Origin of the sequence: Dryocola mayonis (assembly GCF_051307045.1) — a bacterium.
Classification (GTDB): domain Bacteria; phylum Pseudomonadota; class Gammaproteobacteria; order Enterobacterales; family Enterobacteriaceae; genus Dryocola.
On sequence record NZ_CP150452.1, the window covers coordinates 2,520,428 to 2,538,024 of the forward strand.

Sequence of the window (17,597 nt, forward strand, 5' to 3'; positions counted from 1 at the left end):
CCGGGCGTGATTGTACTGGCAGATTAGTGAGGATGCTAATGAATGCGACGCGGATCGCAGCCGCGGGCGGTCTGCTAACCTGTTATCGCCCGCGATGACGTAACGTTACTCTTCTGAAAGCCCGGGCGGATTGCTTTGTCCCAACAGCATCAGCATGCCGGCCAGGGCGTATTCCGCGGCCTGCACTATGACCGACCGGCAGTCGCCTTTGAAATGCGCTGATTTTATATAGGTTTCCGCATCAGGCAGCTGCCATGCAAACCATACGGTGCCTGCCGGCGTGCCGTCTTCTCCCCCTTCCGGGCCGGCATAGCCGCTGACCGCGATACTCGCATCGGCGCCCGAAAGACGTAACGCGCCGGCGGCCATTTCCGTCACCGTCTGGCCGCTGACCGCGGTGTAGCGATCGATAGTTTCAGGCCGCACGCCCAGCACCTTTTTTTTGGCATCGTCGTTGAAGGTGACAAAGCCTGTCCCATAAAAATGGGGGGTATCTTCCACCGCGCACAGGGTGGATGCGATGTGCCCGCCGGTGCAGGATTCGGCGGTAGTCAGAAATAACTTTCTTTCGATCAATAACTTGCCCAGCTCATTAGCTACTGACGGCGAAGGCTCTTTCATGGCTGCCTCCCCGCATCTTTAACTTTGCACAGAAGTGAAAAGCCGCCGGCATGAATGCCATCCTGCAGATGTGCTTTTGGCGCGAGATAAGATTCCAGACTATCGCCCACGCTTGTGGAAACGAATGTGCTCTGATCTTCCATCTCGCGGGCATCACTTAACCAGCCATGATAATTTGCAAAATAAGTCGCCATGAATGTTTTTCCTTTGCTAACGGTTTACCGGGGCCCTACGGCAAAGCAAGCCCGGAGCCTGGCATCAAAGAAGATTTACTGCCGTTCAGCAGGCAGACAGTCTGTACGGGAATAATAAAGAATAGCCAGGAATGGCGGCGTAAGGAGCGTTTAAGCCGCGCCTGACGGTAACGACGGCCACAAAAAAGGCCGCCGCAGCGACCATTTTAGACAAAAGTTATATGAGTTTAATTTTTACTTCATAGCCCTCAAGGCCGGCCATGGTTTCGCGAGGCGTAAGTTCGATTTCAGAGACTTCCATTCCCGTTTTTTTACGTAATTCAGCGATCTTTTTTGCGATCAGAGCGGAGATCTCCGCTTCGGCTTTTCGCTTGTGTTCTTCAATACTCATTTTTACCTCGTCTGGTTTCTCAAACGCATCAATGCGCCAGTAAGGTGACTGCAGATAGTGTGCTTCACGCGGGCATAACTAACTATAAATAATAGACTATCTCAGATATAACCGCCCGGCAATTATCTCCCGCACGGCTGCGAAGCGCTGATTCCAGACTACTCCGTAGCTTAAAGCGGAAGAGGTTTTGACCGTGCCCGACACCCTAAAAGGCGATGGGTAAGGTCGGTACAGAGCAGAAGATGAGATGGCAAGGATAGGGCAAGGAATGGCGCAGCGAATAGCCGGACACAAAATTTAACAACGATCGAAAAAATACCTGGACGAGCGCCGTGCTGAGTATGTTATGGTTTAAAGCAAATACGAGGCCTGCAGCACTTTGCCAAGGTTAGGGATAACGTAAAAACGCCTTGTATTTCAATAGATAAAAAAAGACCGAATACGATTCCTATATTCGGTCCAGGGAAATGGCTCTTGGGAGAGAGCCGTGCGCTAAAAGTTGGCATTAATGCAGGCTAAGTCGCCTTGCCCCTTAAGAATAGATTACCGACGCAGGTTTTCCAGTCCGGCACAAAAGTGTTCAGAAAAAAACCTTGCTTCAGGTGATTATTACAGCGAAAACAGCAGTAACCGCTTGACGGTTATTGCTGTTTTTTTTGAACTGGAGTAAAGCGCAGGCGGGATTTAGTTACACAACTGCCCGGCGCGCTCGATAAAGGGCGCAAGGCTCTTTTTTTTACCCGGCGCGTTCGGGTCGTCAATCTGTATTACTGAGATGGGCTGTCCTGTCGTTTTGCCGCTTGCTACCTGCTGCTCCGCTTCGGCATTGAGCGGGTACTGCATCAGGGTGCTGGGATTAATAGCAAACAAGGCGTGATTCGCCCGACAGCTCAGCATGACCTCCTCGCGATCGAAGGCCCATTTGTCTTTGCCCATTTCAAAACGGCTGACCGTAATGATTTGTGATGCCGCAAGGGCCGCGCCGCTGCAGGTCAGCAGTAACAGCGCCAGGATACTCTTTTTCATGACTCTCTCTTAGATCTGTATGCCGCTAAAACGGCTCCCAGGTAGCAAAAGCGCTCACCGCGAGAAGCACCGCCACCGACAAAATCAATTCCAGCCAGGTTAGCTGAATAAAACGTTGCTGCGCAGCCGTCGCCGCCGCACGGGTAAACCGCGGCACCAGCAAATAGCGATTGATCAGCGCTATTGCCACCATCACCGCGACCAGAACAACTTTCACCAGCAGCAATTGTACATAGCTGCTTGCAAGCGGCAAAGTCCCGCCGAGGATCAGCACAGCGTTGGCGACGCCTGTCGCTATCACCGCCGCGACGGCAAGATGCCCATAGCGTGAAAAACGCATCATCGCCATGATGGCCGCCTGTCGCCAGCGCGGCCTGCGCGCCAGCCGCATGCACATCAGCAGCGGTAACAAGCCTCCGGCCCACCATGCGGCGCTAAGCAAATGCACCGCGTGATTCAGGCGCTGGAAACCGCCCGGAATGCCCTCGCGCATCGCCGCATGCCCTACGCCCGCCAGCAAAATTAACTGCGCGGCGGCAAGCAGCAGCAATACGTTCTGCAGCGCACGCGGCCTGATTAAATAGACCGCAGCGGTGACAACGCTAAGAAAAATTTGCCACAGCCAGACCGCGCCGAATTGCGTTCCAGCCACGGCAAGCCAAACCTGCGGGTTGAGGGTATCCGCCCAGCCGCTGCCCATTAAGCCAGCCTGTACCGCAAGCAGCAGTACGGCGCTTAGCAAAGACAGCCACAGGGCGCAGCGCCACTGTTTCTCCAGCCGCCGGCCCAGTACGGGTTTAAACGCCTGCGGCACAAGCAGCACGCTGCAAACGGTGCTGCCAAACAGCACCATCAAAGCGGCAAAATGGATAAACCGCAGCGCGATATACAGCGTTGAGAGCATCTCGCTTTATTTCACGCTGAAGCGATAGTTCCCTTTGGTTTTATGCCCGTCAACGGACACCACGTGCCAGTCAACCAGATAGTCGCCCGGCCTGAGCGACTCTTCCAGCGGTACGATAAGCTGTTTGCTGTTCTTCTCGTTGCGTTTAACCGCCCCGGTTTTTACCGCCGCCTCTTGCGGACCGGTAATTTTCACGCCGCTGAAATTTGGCTCGATCCCCTCAGAAAAATCGAGCGTCAGGGCCTGCGGCGCAGCCGTTACCGCAGCGTTCGCCGCCGGGTACTGGTTTTTAAGATGCGCGTGTGCGAAAACAACAGGAGAAGCGGAGATCGCAGCGAAAAATGCTGCTGCGGCCAGGATACGCGGGAGGGTGAAAGCCATATCAACTATTCCTTTTTATTATGTGAGACGGCGAAAGGATAACGCCGAGTGTTAACTAAGTCGAATTGAGAACGGCTATCAATGCAGGTAAAAACTTGTCATCGGGTTCATCACGCAGTACCTTCTGCCGTGACAAAAACGGAGGACGCTATGAACTACAATCTCGCCGACTTACCCCAGGATGAAATGGACAAAGTAAACGTCGATCTCGCCGCCGCGGGCGTGGCCCTTTAAAGAGCGCTACAACATGCCGGTTATCGCCGAGGTCGTCGAACGTGAACAGCCGGAAAATCTGCGAAACTGGTTCCGTGAAAGATTAATTGCCCATCGTCTGGCTTCTGTTCACCTGTCCCGCCTGCCTTATGAGCCAAAGATAAAATAATTGCGTTTTCCTTAATCATTCTTACAAAAGTGATGCTAAGCTTTTTACCGTTCAGTTGACCATGAGTACAGCTCGCCTGTCACGGCCCGGGATGGGCCGCTGAGGTGGATTGATTAAGGAAGAAATGATGCCTGCATGGAACGTTGCCGCTGCGCAATATGGCGCCCGTCCCGGAGACCTCCGGGCCAATATCTCTCACCATTTAGATTTTATTCATCGAGCCGCCGCCGAGCAGATTGATTTACTTATTTTTCCCGAGCTTTCGCTAACGGGCTACGACCTCGAACAGGCCGCTTCCCTCGCCCTTCCCTTTAGCGACAGCCTTCTTTGCCCGCTGCAGGAAGCGGCTATCGCCCACCAGATGACCATTATCGTCGGCATGCCCCTGCGCAAGGGGAAAGCCGTTGCCACGGGTTTCGTTAGCTTTTTACCGGAAGGTTCGCGAGTAGCCTGCTGCAGGCCGCGACGTAGCGACATCGCAGGCCAGGAAAATACTGCGCCGCTGGTCAGTCATCATCATCGCAGCATTGCGATTAGCCTGAATGCCGCAAGCGATGAAGAAACCGGGCCGCACAGCGCCGCGAACTCGGGCGCCGATCTGTATGCCACCGGCAGGTTCGTCAATGAAATCAGCTATCAGCATGACGAAATGTATCTGCAGCGCTGGGCGCATAAATATCGGCTGCCGGTGCTGCTCGCCAACCACGCTTTTTCTTGCGGTCAATATCGCACCGCCGGGCGCAGCGCCTGCTGGGACGCTTACGGCCAGCTGGTGGTCAGAGCCGACCATGGCGAGCTGCTGACCATCGGCCGGCGCGATGAGAAAGGTTGGCATGGCGAGGTCATTCCTTTACGCTAGCGTTTTGAGTAAGCGCTCGATGGCAATCTGGAGTAATTATGCTGCGCGTTATAGATACGGAAACCTGCGGGCTGCAGGGCGGCGTGGTAGAGGTGGCGTCCGTTGATATTGAAAACGGAAAGATAGTCAACCCGATGAGCGACCTGGTTCGTCCGGATCGCCCGATCGGCCATCAGGCGATGGCTATTCACAAAATCACCGAAGAGATGGTGGCGAATAAGCCGTGGATTGAAGAGGTTATTCCCCGCTATCACGGCAGCCCCTATTACGTTGCGCACAACGCCAGCTTCGACAGCCGCATGCTGCCAGATATGCCCGGCGAGTGGATTTGTACCGTAAAGCTGGCCCGCCGTTTATGGCCGGGCATCAAATACAGCAATATGGCGCTCTACAAATCCCTGAAGCTGAGCGTAGAGACGCCGGCAGGCCTGCACCATCACCGCGCCCTTTTCGACTGCTACATCACCGCGGCCCTGCTGATTCGCATTATGGATGAATCAGGCTGGACGCCGGAGCAGATGGTTACCATTACCGGGCGGCCCGCGCTGGTTAACACCATGATGTTTGGTAAATACCGCGGTAAAAAAATTGAAGAGATTGCGCAAGACGATCCGGGCTACCTGCGCTGGATGTTAAATAACATCAAGGAGCTTACCCCGGATCTGCGCATGACGCTAAAGCACTATCTGGAAGCTAAATAACGCTACCCCGCCCGCCCTGGCAATGTCCCCTGCGCCAGGGCAATCAAAAAGGCGTACTCCAGCGCCACCCCTTCATAAGATTTAAAGCGCCCGGATTTCCCGCCGTGCCCGGAATCCATATCGGTACACAGCAGCAGCAGGTTGTCGTCCCGCTTGGTATCGCGCAGTTTGGCCACCCATTTTGCGGGCTCCCAGTACTGCACCTGGGAATCATGCAGGCCCGTGGTGACCAGCATATGCGGGTAAACCTGTTCACAAACCCGATCGTAGGGGCTGTATTGCTTCATGTAGAAGTAATACTCCTCGTTCTCCGGGTTCCCCCACTCCTCAAACTCGCCGGTAGTCAGCGGGATGGATTCATCGAGCATGGTGGTGACCACATCAACGAAAGGCACCTGCGCGATAACGCCGTGGAACAATTCAGGACGCATATTGATCACCGCGCCCATCAGCATGCCGCCCGCGCTGCCGCCCATGCCATACAGCAGGTTCGGATCGCCATAGCCCTGCTTTAAAAGCGCATCGCAGACGTCAAGATAGTCATTGAAGGTGTTCATCTTCTTAAGGTATTTACCGTCTTCATACCACTGTTGGCCCAGTTCGCCGCCGCCGCGCACGTGGGCGATGGCAAAGACAAATCCCCTGTCCAACAGGCTAAGACGGCTGCTGCTGAAATCGGCATCCATGCTGCTGCCGTAGGAACCGTAGCCGTAAACCAGCAGGGGATTTTTCCCGCGCTGGAAGTGCTTGCGGTGGTAAACCAGCGAAACCGGCACCTGCACGCCGTCACGCGCGGTCACCCAAAGGTGTTCGCTGCGATAATCGGCGGAATCAAAGCCGGAAACCTCGGTTTGCTTAAGAACGCGGCGTTCGCCGGTGTTCATATCCAGCTCAAACAGGGTGTCCGGCATGGTCATGGACGAGTAGCCATAACGCAGCCGCGAGGATTCAGGCTCCGGATTGTAACCAAGCCAGGTGACGTAAGCCGGATCGTCAAACGCGATCCCGGTTACTTCGCGGGTTTTGCGGTTGATCTGCCGCAGGCTGGTCAGGCCGCGCTGGCGCTCCTCAACCACCAGCCAGTCGGTGAACAGCGTAAAGCCTTCCAGCATGATGTGTTCACGCGCGGGGATAAGCACCTCCCACTGGTTTTCATCGCGGACTTTGCTGCGATATAAACCAAAGTTTTTGCCTTCCCGGTTAGAGCGTAAATAAAAATTATGCTGGAAGTGATCGAGGGTGTATTCGTGATCTTTGCGGCGCGGCGCAAAAACCTGCGGCTCCGCATCCAGTAATTCCGCATCCAGCAGCAGCACCTCGCTCGTCGTGGCGCTGCCGAGGTAAATCAGAATGTAGTGTTGCGAGGTCGTTTTATGCACGCTGACGTAGAAGGTATCGTCTTTCTCTTCGTACACCAGCTGGTCATCCGTTGAGGGATGCCCGACTGTATGACGCCACACCTGGTAAGGCAGCAGCGTTTTAGGGTGCTTACGCACGTAGTAAAGCGTGGAGGAATCGTTCGCCCAGACAAAGCTGGTTGAGACGTTGCTGAGCACCTCGGGATACCAGTTCCCGGTTTCAAGATTGCGAAAACGCAGCCCGTACTGACGGCGCGACAGGTAATCTTCCGCCAGCGCCATAATCGTATTATCCAGCGTAATCGCCATCCCGCCCATGGTGTAAAACTCACTGTGGGCCGCGCGTCGGTTCGCATCGAGCAGGGTATCCCACTCGTCCCATTCCGACAGCACCACCGACTGGCGCTGGTAGATAGCGTATTCGTTGCCCGCCTCATACACCTGCCGGTAGCGGTAGCCGTTTTGCGTGTAGGGCGCCGAAACGTCATGCTGGGGAATGCGATCGACCATCTCTTTAAGCAGGCGCTCCTGAAGCGCCTGCTGAGTGGCCATGACCCGCTGCCCGTAGTCGTTCTCTTCGTGCAGATAGTTGAGGACATCCGGGTTATCACGGTCGTCGTCACGCAGCCAGTAATAGTTATCGATTCGTGTGTCACCATGCTTATGCAGGGTGTGGGGGATCTTTTGCGCTTTTGGTGGCATGTCATTATTCATTTTTAGTTAACACCCTGTAAGGGTGGCAAATTCAGACAGGCTTGCAAGCGCAACGAGAGCTTTTGAGGAAAAAGCCGGGGTTAACCCGGCAGGCTTAGCTTCTGTTTTTTGAGGTCCTGCTCGATGCCTTCACGCACGTCCTGCGGGATCTTCAGCTCATCGCCTAAGGCGTTGAGATAGCTGCGCTCCATGAAATGATCGACGTCGATCGCCGCGCAGCTCAGGAAATAAAGTTCGAGGGCTTCCTCCTCGTTTTTTACATCCTGCGCCAGGCGTTTTGGATCGAGAGGCATTTCGATGGCTTCCTGAATCAGCGTGCGCCCCGGCCCTTCGATATCGGCATCCCGCAGCTGCTGTTCAATCGCCTGACGCTCTTTGTCATCGATGTGGCCGTCGCTTTTCGCGGCGAACACCAGCGCCATAATCAAGCGCCGGGTGCGCACGTCCACCGGCGACTGCTGCTGCCCAAACTGCGGCTCGTCCTGATGCGTCTGGCGGATACGATCTTTATATTTATTCCATAAAACGCTGCCGGCGACGGCTCCGCCGCCCACCAGCAGCGCGCTGGTGCCGTACCTGGTTAATAATTTGCGGGAAGATTTGTTCGCCAGCAGCAGGCCGGCAAGGCCGCCTAACGCGCCGGGCACCAGCAGTTTGCTGAGCCCCTGATCCGCGCCGGACGCGCCGTTTTGCTGCGTTTGCGGGCCGGGAAGGCCGGTCTGGCCCAGCATGGACTGGATCTGTTGTAACCAATTACTCATGAGACACCCCTTGGGTTATCGCTTAACTGACTGAGAGTAAGCAAACGGGCGTCAAGAACTGTCTGATAAGACTAAAGATGAGAAAATAACCACGCCGGGCAAAACCCGGCGGGAAGATCAGGACTGGTAATCCGCGGTTCCGGCTTTGCAATCCACCACCACGGTGTAATGGATATCCCTGTTCATGCCGCGCACCGTAAGCGGCACCTTCCACTGGCCGTTTTTGCCGGTGATCTCTTTGCTGTTCACCCAAACGACGGGGTCGGCCTGGCCCAGCTTTTCGCGCTCCTTCGGCCAGCGCACGATGCGGTTTTGTTGATAGTCGTTCTTCACGCTATCGCCAACGGCATCCGCATCCAGCCCTTCGCAGCGGGGAAACTTAACCTTGTTAGACTCCGCCGCGCAGGCGAGAAAGCTGGTGAGAAAACAGGCCGTACACAGCACAATACCGATTTTGTTCATAAGGCTCTCCTGATGCCTGGTTATCAGAAAAAGCCTGGTACAAAACCGGTATTGCGCAAGCGTCTAAGCGAACCTACGCCGCCTTAGTGCGTTTACGGCCGGGATGCTCGGTAACGTTATCTTCAGCCGACGCCTGTTCAGCGCTGTCCGCCGCGGCTTGCGGTAGTTTACCGCTTTTTAATACCGTAGAGAGCGCGTCTTTGTTTTCGGCCAGCCACATCGCCAGCACGTCGCTTTGGCCTTCTTCGAAGGCGACCGGGCTTTGCTGCAGCCAGTCGCCTAACACCTCGGCCAGGTCGAGCATTTTGTCATAGGCATCCGCATCTTTTTTACTGGCAAAAGACATTTTTTCCTGCCCCTCTCGCACCACAACGTATTTAATTTCAACCGCCATATTTGCAGCTCCGTTTAACTGTGTATTTATACAGTATAAGTCCATTTCCCCTGCTCCGCAAGCGGGAAAGACGCTGCGTACGCAAACGTTTTCGTATATACTGCGGCCGTTTATTTTATCACATCGGGTAGGCGGATTATGTCAATGTTGGGAACGGCCCTGCGTCCAGCGGCCACGCGCGTTATGCTGTTAGGCTCGGGGGAATTAGGAAAAGAAGTCGCCATTGAATGCCAGCGTCTGGGGCTGGAAGTCATCGCGGTCGACCGCTATGCGGATGCGCCGGCGATGCACGTGGCGCACCGCAGCCACGTCATCAATATGCTTGACGCAGCGGAGCTAAAAGCGCTGGTGCTGGCGGAGAAACCTGATTTTATCGTTCCCGAAATCGAGGCTATCGCCACCGATATGCTGATCGAGCTTGAGCAGCAGGGCCAGCACGTCGTGCCGTGCGCCCGGGCAACGAAACTCACCATGAACCGCGAAGGCATTCGCCGTCTGGCTGCCGAAGAGCTGTCTCTTCCCACCTCAGGCTACCGCTTCGCCGACGCTGAAGCTGATTTCCTGCAGGCGGCGCAAGAGATTGGCCTGCCCTGCATCGTTAAGCCGGTGATGAGCTCCTCCGGCAAAGGCCAGAGCTTCGTGCGTACCCGCGAACAGCTGGCGAAAGCCTGGGAATATGCGCAGCAAGGCGGACGCGCCGGCAAAGGCAAAGTTATCGTCGAAGGGGTGGTTAACTTCGATTTTGAAATTACCCTGCTGACCATCAGCGCCGTGGACGGCGTTCATTTCTGCGCGCCGATTGGCCATCGCCAGGAAGACGGCGACTATCGCGAGTCATGGCAGCCGCAGCAAATGAGCGAGCTGGCCCTTGCGCGCGCGAAAGACATCGCGCAGAAAGTTGTGGTCGCCCTCGGCGGCTACGGCCTGTTTGGCGTGGAGCTGTTTGTCTGCGGCGATGAAGTGATTTTCAGCGAGGTCTCCCCTCGTCCCCATGACACCGGCATGGTCACGCTGATTTCGCAGGATATGTCCGAGTTTGCTCTCCACGTGCGCGCCTTCCTCGGCCTGCCGGTTGGCGATATTCGTCAGTACGGCCCGGCGGCATCCGCGGTTATTTTGCCGGAGCTAACCAGCGATAACGTGAAGTTTGGCAATGTCCATGCGGCGGTAGGTGCGGGTTTGCAGGTGCGTTTGTTCGGCAAGCCGGAAATCAGCGGCAAACGTCGGATGGGCGTAGCGCTGGCAACGGGCAGCGATATCGAAAATGCGGTAGAGCGCGCGGTTCAGGCTGCGGCGGCGGTGCGGGTAGAAGGTTAAAAAACCTCTCCCGGAAAGGGAGAGGCTTCGGCGGATGGCGCTGTTGCCGTCCGCCCTACGCAAAGGCCAGTCTGAATCAGGCTTTCGCGCCTTCAACCGCTTCGCGAGCAAGCTTAGTGATGCGGTCGTAATCGCCGGCTTCCAGCGCATCCGCCGGCACCAGCCATGAACCGCCGATGCACAGCACGCTTTTCAGCGCCAGGTAATCGCGGTAGTTGGCCGGAGAGATGCCGCCGGTCGGGCAGAAACGCACGTTGGCGAAAGGCCCTGCGATGGCCTGCAGCGCTTTGGTGCCGCCGTTAGCTTCCGCCGGGAAGAATTTGAACTCTTTCAGGCCGTAATCCATGCCCAGCATCAGTTCAGAAACGGTGCTGATGCCCGGAATCAGAGGGATAGTGCCTTCGGTCGCGGCTTTCAACAAAGGCTCGGTCAGGCCCGGGCTGATGGCAAACTGCGCGCCGGCTTCGGTCACTTCGGCCAGCTGCTGAGGATTAAGCACGGTGCCCGCGCCAATGATGGCTTCCGGCACTTCTTTGGCGATGGCGCGGATAGCGTCCATCGCGCATGGCGTGCGCAGGGTCACTTCCAGCACGCGCACGCCGCCTGCGACCAGCGCTTTCGCCATTGGCACAGCGTGTTCCAGCTTGTTCACTACGATAACAGGAACGACCGGACCCGTTTTCAGGATCTGTTCCGCGGTGGTTTTCCAGTTTTTCATCTCAGAGCCTCTTAAGCCAACTTTATAATCTGTTACCGCCGCGGCGCTCGCCGCGGGGGTGCTTAAAATTTAATGCAGGTCGCGCCCTGTTCCGCACCTGATAACTGCTCACGCAACGCGCCGAAGAGCTCACGACCCGTCCCGACGCGCTCGGCGCTCAGGTCGGGATGGAAGGCGGTGCGTTTCTCAAGCTCGGCCTCATCGACCAGGAGCGTCAGTTCACCCGTCTGGCCGTTGACGCGAATCATGTCGCCATCCTGAACTTTTGCCAGCAGCCCGCCGTCATAGGCTTCCGGCGTGACGTGGATAGCGGAGGGTACCTTACCTGAAGCACCCGACAGGCGTCCATCGGTGACTAACGCAATTTTGAAACGGCGGTCCAATAATACCCCAAGCGGCGGCATAAGTTTATGTAATTCTGGCATGCCGTTCGCTTTAGGCCCCTGATGGCGCACAACGACCACGCAATCCCGGTCAAGGAGGGCCCGCTTCGAAGGCCGGAACAACGTCATGCTGGCTTTCAAAAATCACCGCCGGCGCTTCGATAATCTGGTTTTCCGCCGGCACGGCGGAGGTTTTCATTACCGCGCGGCCAAGGTTGCCGCTCAGCACTTTGGTGCCGCCGTGCTTAGAGAAAGGTTTATCGAAGCTGGCGATGACTTCGCTATCCAGCGCCGTTTCGGCGCCTTCACGCCAGGCCAGCCGGCCGTTATCAAGCCAGGGCTCGAGGGTGTAATGATGCAAACCGAAACCGGCAACGGTGTTGACGTCTTCGTGCAGCAAGCCGCCTTTAAGCAGCTCGCGCACCAGCACAGGCACGCCGCCCGCGGCCTGGAAGTGGTTGATATCAGCCGGGCCGTTTGGATACAGGCGCGCCAGCAGCGGCACCACGTCAGAAAGGTCGGAGAAGTCATCCCAGTTAATGATAATGCCCGCCGCGCGCGCCATCGCTACCAGGTGCATGGTGTGGTTGGTGGAGCCGCCCGTCGCCAGCAGGGCAACGATACCGTTCACCACGACCTTCTCGTCAATCATCCTGCCTAACGGCATCCACTCGTTACCGTTGCCGGTCAGGCGGGTCACCTGGCGCGCGGCGGCGGCCGTCAGCTGCTGGCGCAGCGGCGCGTCCGGATGAACGAAAGAGGAGCCCGGCAGCTGCATGCCCATAAACTCCACCACCATTTGATTGGTGTTGGCGGTGCCGTAGAAAGTACAGGTGCCCGGCGCATGGTAAGAGGCGGCCTCTGACTCCAGCAGCGCGTTGCGGTCAACTTTACCTTCCGCGTAAAGCTGGCGGATGCGCACTTTTTCTTTGTTAGCCAGGCCGCTGGCCATCGGGCCTGACGGCACGAAGACCGCCGGCAGATGGCCAAAGGACAGCGCGGCCATGGTCAGGCCGGGGACAATTTTGTCGCACACGCCAAGATACAGCGCGCCGTCGAACATGTTATGCGACAGGCCGATCGCGGCGGACATCGCGATCGCTTCGCGGCTTAGCAAAGAGAGCTCCATGCCGTCCTGCCCCTGGGTCACGCCATCGCACATTGCCGGAACGCCGCCCGCAACCTGCCCCACCGCGCCCACGCTATGCAGCGCCTTGCGGATCTGCTCCGGATAAGACTCATAGGGCTGATGCGCCGAAAGCATATCGTTATAGGAGGTAATAATGGCGATATTGTTACGCAGCATGCTTTTCAGCGCTGCCTTATCTTCCGGCTGGCAGGCGGCAAAGCCGTGGGCCAGGTTACCGCACGCCAGCTCGGAACGATGAACGGTGTTGCTCTTCGCTTTTTCGATGCGCGCCAGATAGGCGGCACGGGTTTCTTTCGAGCGCTCAACGATGCGCTGTGTTACGCGTAACAAATTCGGATTCATAAAGGGACCTCATAAAGTGGCTGCCAGCGCAGCGCGCAGGAGGAATAAATCACCGGCTGTTTTATTACTGAAGCAGCCGCTCTCCATGGCATTCGGGCAAAATCGCTTCAGCTAGTGTAAATAAAAAAGCCCCGCTGGTGAATCCAGTCAGGGCTTTTAATGATAAAAATTTCTACCACGTCTGAGTTAGATCATGTTACCGGTAAAATAAATTCCCTTTTCCAGCGGTTTTGCACTTTCCGCCTACTCGAATTCATTCCATGAACGGCCGTCGCGGGTGATCATCGCCACGGATGCCACCGGTCCCCAGGTTCCCGCCTGGTACGGTTTCGGCGCGTCGTTGTCCGCAGCCCAGGCTTCGGTGATGGAGTCGACCCATTTCCAGGCCTCTTCCACTTCGTCACGGCGCACGAACAGCGCCTGAATCCCGCGCATGGTTTCCAGCAGCAGGCGCTCGTAGGCATCCGCCAGATGGGACTCGTTAAAGGTTTCCGAGTAGCTTAAATCTAATTTGGTGGTCTGCAGGTTGTGCTTGTGATCCAGACCCGGCACCTTGTTAAGCACCTGGATATCCACCCCTTCGTCCGGCTGCAGACGAATGGTCAGCTTGTTCTGCGGCAGATCCTGCCAGGAATCTTTGAACAGGTTCAGCGCCGGGCTCTTAAAGTAGACCACAACTTCTGAACATTTGGCCGGCAGGCGTTTGCCGGTGCGCAGATAGAAAGGCACGCCCGCCCAGCGCCAGTTGTCGATATCAACGCGGATAGCGACAAAAGTTTCGGTGCTGCTCGACTTGTTAGCGCCCTCCTCTTCCAGATAGCCGGGCACTTTTTTGCCCTGCGCGAAGCCGGCGGTGTACTGGCCGCGCACCGTTTTCTCACGCACGTTTGAGCGATCGATACGGCGCAGGGATTGCAGCACTTTCACCTTCTCGTCGCGGATATGGTCCGCGGTGAGATCGGAAGGCGGGGACATGGCAATCATGCAAAGGATCTGCAGCAGGTGGTTCTGAATCATATCGCGCATCTGGCCGGCCTGGTCGAAGTAGCCCCAGCGGCCTTCGATGCCCACTTCTTCAGCGACGGTGATCTCCACGTGATCGATAGTTTTGTTATCCCAGTTGTTGGCAAACAGGGAGTTGGCGAAACGCAGCGCCAGCAGGTTTAGCACCGTCTCTTTACCCAGATAATGGTCGATGCGGTAAACCTGGCACTCCTCAAAGTACTCGCCAACCTGATCGTTGATTTCCTGAGAGGTGACAAGAGAGGTGCCCAGCGGTTTTTCCATTACCACGCGGGCCGGTTTGGCATTCAGCTTCGCTTTGCCCAGCCCCTTGCAGATGGCGCCGAAGGTGCTTGGCGGCATCGCAAAATAGTTGATGGTGACGCGCTTTTGCTGGTCGAGCATTTTACCCAGTTTGTTAAAAGCCGCGGTGTCGTTGACATCCAGGTTGCAGAAATCAAGACGGCTGCTCAGCTTGTCCCACAGGCTTTCGTCAATCTTCTCTTTCATGAAGGTTTCGAGCGCTTCGCGTACCACTTTGGTGTACGCCTCTTTGCTCCAGTCAGCGCGGCCAACGCCCAGGATGCGCGTTTCCGGATGGATCTGCCCCGCTTTTTCCAACTGATACAGGGACGGCAGCAGTTTTCGACGCGCAAGGTCGCCTTTTGCACCGAAAATCACCAGGTCACATGCCTGAGCTGTCTGTGTTACCGCCATGTCGTTCTCCTCGTTTCGGGTATCTTGTACCAGGTCGCTCTTGTAATTTAATTACAAGGCAATGTAGCGCCTTTTATGAATTTACGTAAACGATCGGGGGTTGTCCGATCGTGCTCAGGACGGAAAGCCCGCGACGGGCGGGCCGCTTCCATCCCTAAGTGAAATTTAATGACGTTTTTTTGCTTAGCAGGATCTTATCTAAAGTTAGACGCCGATCATGTAATGAAAAAAAACAACAAATTCAAACCTATTTACTTGCCCTTTAGGGGTACGGCAAGCGTATATTCTTGCTAAAACCTGTCTCGATTTCTTCGTTTTCTGAAATCGACAAAATCCATGAGCGCCTGTTAACTATGAATATGCTGGAAAAAATCCAGTCACAGCTGGAACACCTTAGCAAATCAGAGCGTAAAGTCGCAGAAGTGATTCTCGCCGTCCCGCAGGACGCCATTCACTCCAGTATCGCCACCCTTGCCCGCAACGCCGACGTCAGTGAACCCACGGTCAACCGCTTTTGCCGCCGCCTGGAAACCAAAGGCTTCCCTGATTTTAAATTACATTTAGCGCAAAGTCTGGCGAATGGAACGCCTTATGTAAACAGGAATGTTGACGAGGACGACAGCGTTGAATCCTATACCGGCAAAATCTTCGAGTCGGCGATGGCAAGCCTCGACCAGGTGCGGCAAACCCTTGATATGGCCGCGGTAAATCGCGCGGTGGATTTGCTCACCCAGGCGAAGAAAATCGCCTTCTTTGGGCTGGGCGCCTCCGCCGCCGTCGCCCACGACGCGATGAACAAATTTTTCCGCTTTAACGTGCCGGTTTTCTACTCAGACGACGTCGTGATGCAGCGTATGAGCTGTATGAACTGCAGCGAAGAGGACGTGGTGGTGCTGATTTCCCATACCGGCCGCACAAAGAATCTTGTTGAGCTGGCGCAGCTGGCGCGCGAAAACGACGCCATCGTGCTGGCCATTACTTCGCAGGGGTCGCCGCTCGCCCAGGAAGCGACCCTTTCTTTATTGCTCGATGTCCCGGAAGACACCGACATCTATATGCCGATGGTGTCGCGTCTTGCACAGCTGACCGTGATTGACGTCCTGGCAACCGGTTTTACTTTACGCCGCGGCGCGAAATTCAGGGATAACTTGAAGCGAGTCAAAGAAGCGCTCAAAGAATCGCGTTTTGATAAGGGGCGCTTTGCGCCTGGCGATAATCACTAAGTTTTAATAACAAAGCTGTAACTTTTTAGGTCGTTCGGTTAAGTTGTCCCTTTGCGCGGTTAAGCGCCCCTGACTAACCGAGTTTTTTGTTCACGCAACACCAAAGTTGTTTCAGTCAACGGAGTAATACATGTCCAGACGGCTACGTAGAACCAAAATCGTTACCACCCTCGGCCCGGCAACCGACCGCGACAATAATCTGGAAAAGATTATCGCAGCCGGCGCTAACGTGGTGCGAATGAACTTCTCCCACGGTACAGCGGAAGATCACCAGCTGCGCGCGGATAAAGTTCGTGAAATTGCCGCGAAACTGGGTCGCCATGTCGCTATTCTGGGCGACCTGCAGGGTCCTAAAATTCGCGTCTCCACCTTCAAAGAAGGCAAAGTTTTCCTCAGCATCGGCGACAGGTTCCTGCTCGATGCCAACCTCGGTAAAGGCGAAGGCGACAAAGAGAAAGTGGGCATCGACTATAAAGGCCTGCCTGCCGACGTCGTGCCCGGCGACATCCTGCTGCTTGACGATGGCCGCGTGCAGCTGAAAGTGCTGGAGGTCCAGGGGATGAAGGTGTTCACCGAGGTTACCGTCGGTGGCCCGCTGTCCAACAATAAAGGCATCAACAAACTCGGCGGCGGCCTGTCTGCGGAAGCGCTGACCGACAAAGACAAAGCCGATATCGTCACCGCGGCGAAAATCGGCGTCGATTATCTGGCCGTCTCCTTCCCGCGCTGCGGCGAAGACCTGAACTACGCCCGCCGCCTGGCGCGCGACGCGGGCTGCGACGCTAAAATCGTGGCGAAGGTGGAGCGTGCCGAGGCCGTTTGCGATGAGGCGGCAATGGATGACGTTATCCTCGCCTCCGACGTGGTTATGGTTGCCCGCGGCGACCTTGGCGTTGAAATCGGCGATCCGGAGCTGGTCGGCATTCAGAAGACCCTGATTCGCCGCGCGCGCAAGCTGAACCGCGCCGTGATCACCGCAACCCAGATGATGGAGTCGATGATCACCAACCCGATGCCAACCCGCGCCGAAGTTATGGACGTGGCGAACGCCGTGCTTGATGGCACCGATGCGGTCATGCTCTCTGCGGAAACCGCCGCGGGCCAGTATCCGGCCGAAACCGTGGCGGCGATGGCCCGCGTTTGCCTGGGCGCGGAAAAAATCCCAAGCATCAACGTTTCCAAACACCGTCTGGACGTAGAGTTCGACAACGTGGAAGAAGCGATCGCCATGTCCGCGATGTATGCGGCAAACCACCTGAAAGGGGTTACCGCGATCATCACCATGACCGAGTCTGGCCGCACCGCGCTGATGACCTCACGTATCAGCTCCGGGCTGCCGATTTTCGCCATGTCCCGCCACGAGCGTACGCTGAACCTGACCTCTTTGTACCGTGGCGTAACGCCGGTGTATTTTGACAGCCAGAGCGACGGCGTAGCCGCCGCCAGCGACGCCGTTAACCTGCTGCGCGACAAAGGCTACCTGGTGTCCGGCGACCTGGTTATCGTCACCCAGGGCGACGTAATGAGCACCATCGGCACCACCAACACCACGCGCATCCTGTGCGTTGAGTAAAAATCAGCGTGATGAAAAAAGGGG

17 protein-coding genes and 2 pseudogenes are annotated in these 17,597 nt (G+C 56.3%); 6 read left to right on the top strand and 13 right to left on the bottom strand.

From position 1 onward, the window contains the following. Nucleotides 1-105: 105 nt before the first annotated feature. The 6 genes from WLO32_RS12190 to yobA form a co-directional block, all read right to left on the bottom strand. A complete protein-coding gene (locus WLO32_RS12190; protein ID WP_435945379.1) occupies nt 106-621 on the bottom strand; it encodes a 2-oxo-tetronate isomerase in 516 nt (171 codons plus the stop codon). Continuing rightward, complete coding sequence (locus WLO32_RS12195) at nt 618-815, bottom strand: hypothetical protein (RefSeq protein WP_435945380.1); 198 nt, start codon at nt 813-815, stop codon at nt 618-620. Before WLO32_RS12195 ends, WLO32_RS12190 begins: the two co-directional genes overlap by 4 nt. 217 nt (nt 816-1,032) lie before the next feature. Continuing rightward, entirely contained in the window at nt 1,033-1,206 is a 174-nt protein-coding gene (locus tag WLO32_RS12200) for a GnsA/GnsB family addiction module toxin (protein WP_435945381.1), read from the bottom strand. Nucleotides 1,207-1,890: 684 nt separating this feature from the next. Beyond that, nucleotides 1,891-2,232, bottom strand: coding sequence for a YebY family protein (locus tag WLO32_RS12205; RefSeq protein WP_435945382.1), 342 nt, complete (start codon nt 2,230-2,232; stop codon nt 1,891-1,893). Nucleotides 2,233-2,257: 25 nt separating this feature from the next. After that, nucleotides 2,258-3,136: a copper homeostasis membrane protein CopD gene (gene copD, locus WLO32_RS12210; protein WP_435945383.1), complete on the bottom strand. Its 879-nt coding sequence runs from the start codon at nt 3,134-3,136 to the stop codon at nt 2,258-2,260. Nucleotides 3,137-3,142: 6 nt separating this feature from the next. Further along, entirely contained in the window at nt 3,143-3,517 is a 375-nt protein-coding gene (gene yobA / locus WLO32_RS12215; RefSeq protein WP_435945384.1) for a CopC domain-containing protein YobA, read from the bottom strand. Nucleotides 3,518-3,667: 150 nt separating this feature from the next. Here yobA and WLO32_RS12220 point away from each other — a divergent pair. From WLO32_RS12220 to exoX, 3 genes and pseudogenes are all read left to right on the top strand, one after another. Next, nucleotides 3,668-3,899, top strand: a pseudogene (locus WLO32_RS12220) (DNA polymerase III subunit theta). Nucleotides 3,900-4,023: 124 nt separating this feature from the next. Then, nucleotides 4,024-4,758, top strand: a complete 735-nt coding sequence (locus tag WLO32_RS12225) for a carbon-nitrogen hydrolase family protein (protein WP_435945385.1) — start codon at nt 4,024-4,026, stop codon at nt 4,756-4,758. A 38-nt stretch (nt 4,759-4,796) separates the two neighbouring features. After that, nucleotides 4,797-5,459, top strand: coding sequence for an exodeoxyribonuclease X (exoX, locus tag WLO32_RS12230; protein ID WP_435945386.1), 663 nt, complete (start codon nt 4,797-4,799; stop codon nt 5,457-5,459). A 2-nt stretch (nt 5,460-5,461) separates the two neighbouring features. Here the strand turns inward: exoX and ptrB are convergent, their stop codons facing one another. From ptrB to WLO32_RS12250, 4 genes are all read right to left on the bottom strand, one after another. After that, nucleotides 5,462-7,519: an oligopeptidase B gene (gene ptrB, locus WLO32_RS12235; RefSeq protein WP_435948297.1), complete on the bottom strand. Its 2,058-nt coding sequence runs from the start codon at nt 7,517-7,519 to the stop codon at nt 5,462-5,464. Nucleotides 7,520-7,611: 92 nt separating this feature from the next. Continuing rightward, nucleotides 7,612-8,292, bottom strand: coding sequence for a tellurite resistance TerB family protein (locus WLO32_RS12240; protein ID WP_435945387.1), 681 nt, complete (start codon nt 8,290-8,292; stop codon nt 7,612-7,614). 117 nt (nt 8,293-8,409) lie between these two features. Then, complete coding sequence (yebF, locus tag WLO32_RS12245) at nt 8,410-8,754, bottom strand: protein YebF (RefSeq protein WP_435945388.1); 345 nt, start codon at nt 8,752-8,754, stop codon at nt 8,410-8,412. A 73-nt stretch (nt 8,755-8,827) separates the two neighbouring features. After that, on the bottom strand, nt 8,828-9,148 hold the full coding sequence (locus WLO32_RS12250) for a YebG family protein (RefSeq protein ID WP_435945389.1): 321 nt from the start codon (nt 9,146-9,148) through the stop codon (nt 8,828-8,830). 138 nt (nt 9,149-9,286) lie between these two features. Between WLO32_RS12250 and purT the strand changes: the two genes are divergently transcribed. Then, entirely contained in the window at nt 9,287-10,465 is a 1,179-nt protein-coding gene (gene purT, locus WLO32_RS12255) for a formate-dependent phosphoribosylglycinamide formyltransferase (RefSeq protein ID WP_435945390.1), read from the top strand. Between the two features lie 76 nt (nt 10,466-10,541). Here the strand turns inward: purT and kdgA are convergent, their stop codons facing one another. The 3 genes and pseudogenes from kdgA to zwf form a co-directional block, all read right to left on the bottom strand. Then, nucleotides 10,542-11,183, bottom strand: coding sequence for a bifunctional 4-hydroxy-2-oxoglutarate aldolase/2-dehydro-3-deoxy-phosphogluconate aldolase (gene kdgA, locus WLO32_RS12260; protein ID WP_121269024.1), 642 nt, complete (start codon nt 11,181-11,183; stop codon nt 10,542-10,544). A 62-nt stretch (nt 11,184-11,245) separates the two neighbouring features. Beyond that, nucleotides 11,246-13,058: pseudogene (gene edd / locus WLO32_RS12265) on the bottom strand (phosphogluconate dehydratase). Nucleotides 13,059-13,301: 243 nt separating this feature from the next. Beyond that, complete coding sequence (zwf, locus tag WLO32_RS12270) at nt 13,302-14,777, bottom strand: glucose-6-phosphate dehydrogenase (protein ID WP_435945391.1); 1,476 nt, start codon at nt 14,775-14,777, stop codon at nt 13,302-13,304. 353 nt (nt 14,778-15,130) lie between these two features. Here zwf and WLO32_RS12275 point away from each other — a divergent pair, with 353 nt between their 5' ends. Together WLO32_RS12275 and pyk are read left to right on the top strand one after the other, a co-directional pair. Continuing rightward, a complete protein-coding gene (locus tag WLO32_RS12275) occupies nt 15,131-16,000 on the top strand; it encodes a MurR/RpiR family transcriptional regulator (RefSeq protein ID WP_435948298.1) in 870 nt (289 codons plus the stop codon). 130 nt (nt 16,001-16,130) lie between these two features. Beyond that, a complete protein-coding gene (gene pyk, locus WLO32_RS12280) occupies nt 16,131-17,573 on the top strand; it encodes a pyruvate kinase (RefSeq protein ID WP_435945392.1) in 1,443 nt (480 codons plus the stop codon). Nucleotides 17,574-17,597: the final 24 nt, after the last annotated feature.

What these genes read in the sequence shown, in the direction of transcription:
- WLO32_RS12190 (WP_435945379.1), bottom strand. Translation starts at nt 621, where the DNA reads ATGAAAGAGCCTTCGCCGTCAGTAGCTAATGAGCTGGGCAAGTTATTG.
- WLO32_RS12195 (WP_435945380.1), bottom strand. Translation starts at nt 815, where the DNA reads ATGGCGACTTATTTTGCAAATTATCATGGCTGGTTAAGTGATGCCCGC.
- WLO32_RS12200 (WP_435945381.1), bottom strand. Translation starts at nt 1,206, where the DNA reads ATGAGTATTGAAGAACACAAGCGAAAAGCCGAAGCGGAGATCTCCGCT.
- WLO32_RS12205 (WP_435945382.1), bottom strand. Translation starts at nt 2,232, where the DNA reads ATGAAAAAGAGTATCCTGGCGCTGTTACTGCTGACCTGCAGCGGCGCG.
- copD (WP_435945383.1), bottom strand. Translation starts at nt 3,136, where the DNA reads ATGCTCTCAACGCTGTATATCGCGCTGCGGTTTATCCATTTTGCCGCT.
- yobA (WP_435945384.1), bottom strand. Translation starts at nt 3,517, where the DNA reads ATGGCTTTCACCCTCCCGCGTATCCTGGCCGCAGCAGCATTTTTCGCT.
- WLO32_RS12225 (WP_435945385.1), top strand. Translation starts at nt 4,024, where the DNA reads ATGATGCCTGCATGGAACGTTGCCGCTGCGCAATATGGCGCCCGTCCC.
- exoX (WP_435945386.1), top strand. Translation starts at nt 4,797, where the DNA reads ATGCTGCGCGTTATAGATACGGAAACCTGCGGGCTGCAGGGCGGCGTG.
- ptrB (WP_435948297.1), bottom strand. Translation starts at nt 7,519, where the DNA reads ATGCCACCAAAAGCGCAAAAGATCCCCCACACCCTGCATAAGCATGGT.
- WLO32_RS12240 (WP_435945387.1), bottom strand. Translation starts at nt 8,292, where the DNA reads ATGAGTAATTGGTTACAACAGATCCAGTCCATGCTGGGCCAGACCGGC.
- yebF (WP_435945388.1), bottom strand. Translation starts at nt 8,754, where the DNA reads ATGAACAAAATCGGTATTGTGCTGTGTACGGCCTGTTTTCTCACCAGC.
- WLO32_RS12250 (WP_435945389.1), bottom strand. Translation starts at nt 9,148, where the DNA reads ATGGCGGTTGAAATTAAATACGTTGTGGTGCGAGAGGGGCAGGAAAAA.
- purT (WP_435945390.1), top strand. Translation starts at nt 9,287, where the DNA reads ATGTCAATGTTGGGAACGGCCCTGCGTCCAGCGGCCACGCGCGTTATG.
- kdgA (WP_121269024.1), bottom strand. Translation starts at nt 11,183, where the DNA reads ATGAAAAACTGGAAAACCACCGCGGAACAGATCCTGAAAACGGGTCCG.
- zwf (WP_435945391.1), bottom strand. Translation starts at nt 14,777, where the DNA reads ATGGCGGTAACACAGACAGCTCAGGCATGTGACCTGGTGATTTTCGGT.
- WLO32_RS12275 (WP_435948298.1), top strand. Translation starts at nt 15,131, where the DNA reads ATGAATATGCTGGAAAAAATCCAGTCACAGCTGGAACACCTTAGCAAA.
- pyk (WP_435945392.1), top strand. Translation starts at nt 16,131, where the DNA reads ATGTCCAGACGGCTACGTAGAACCAAAATCGTTACCACCCTCGGCCCG.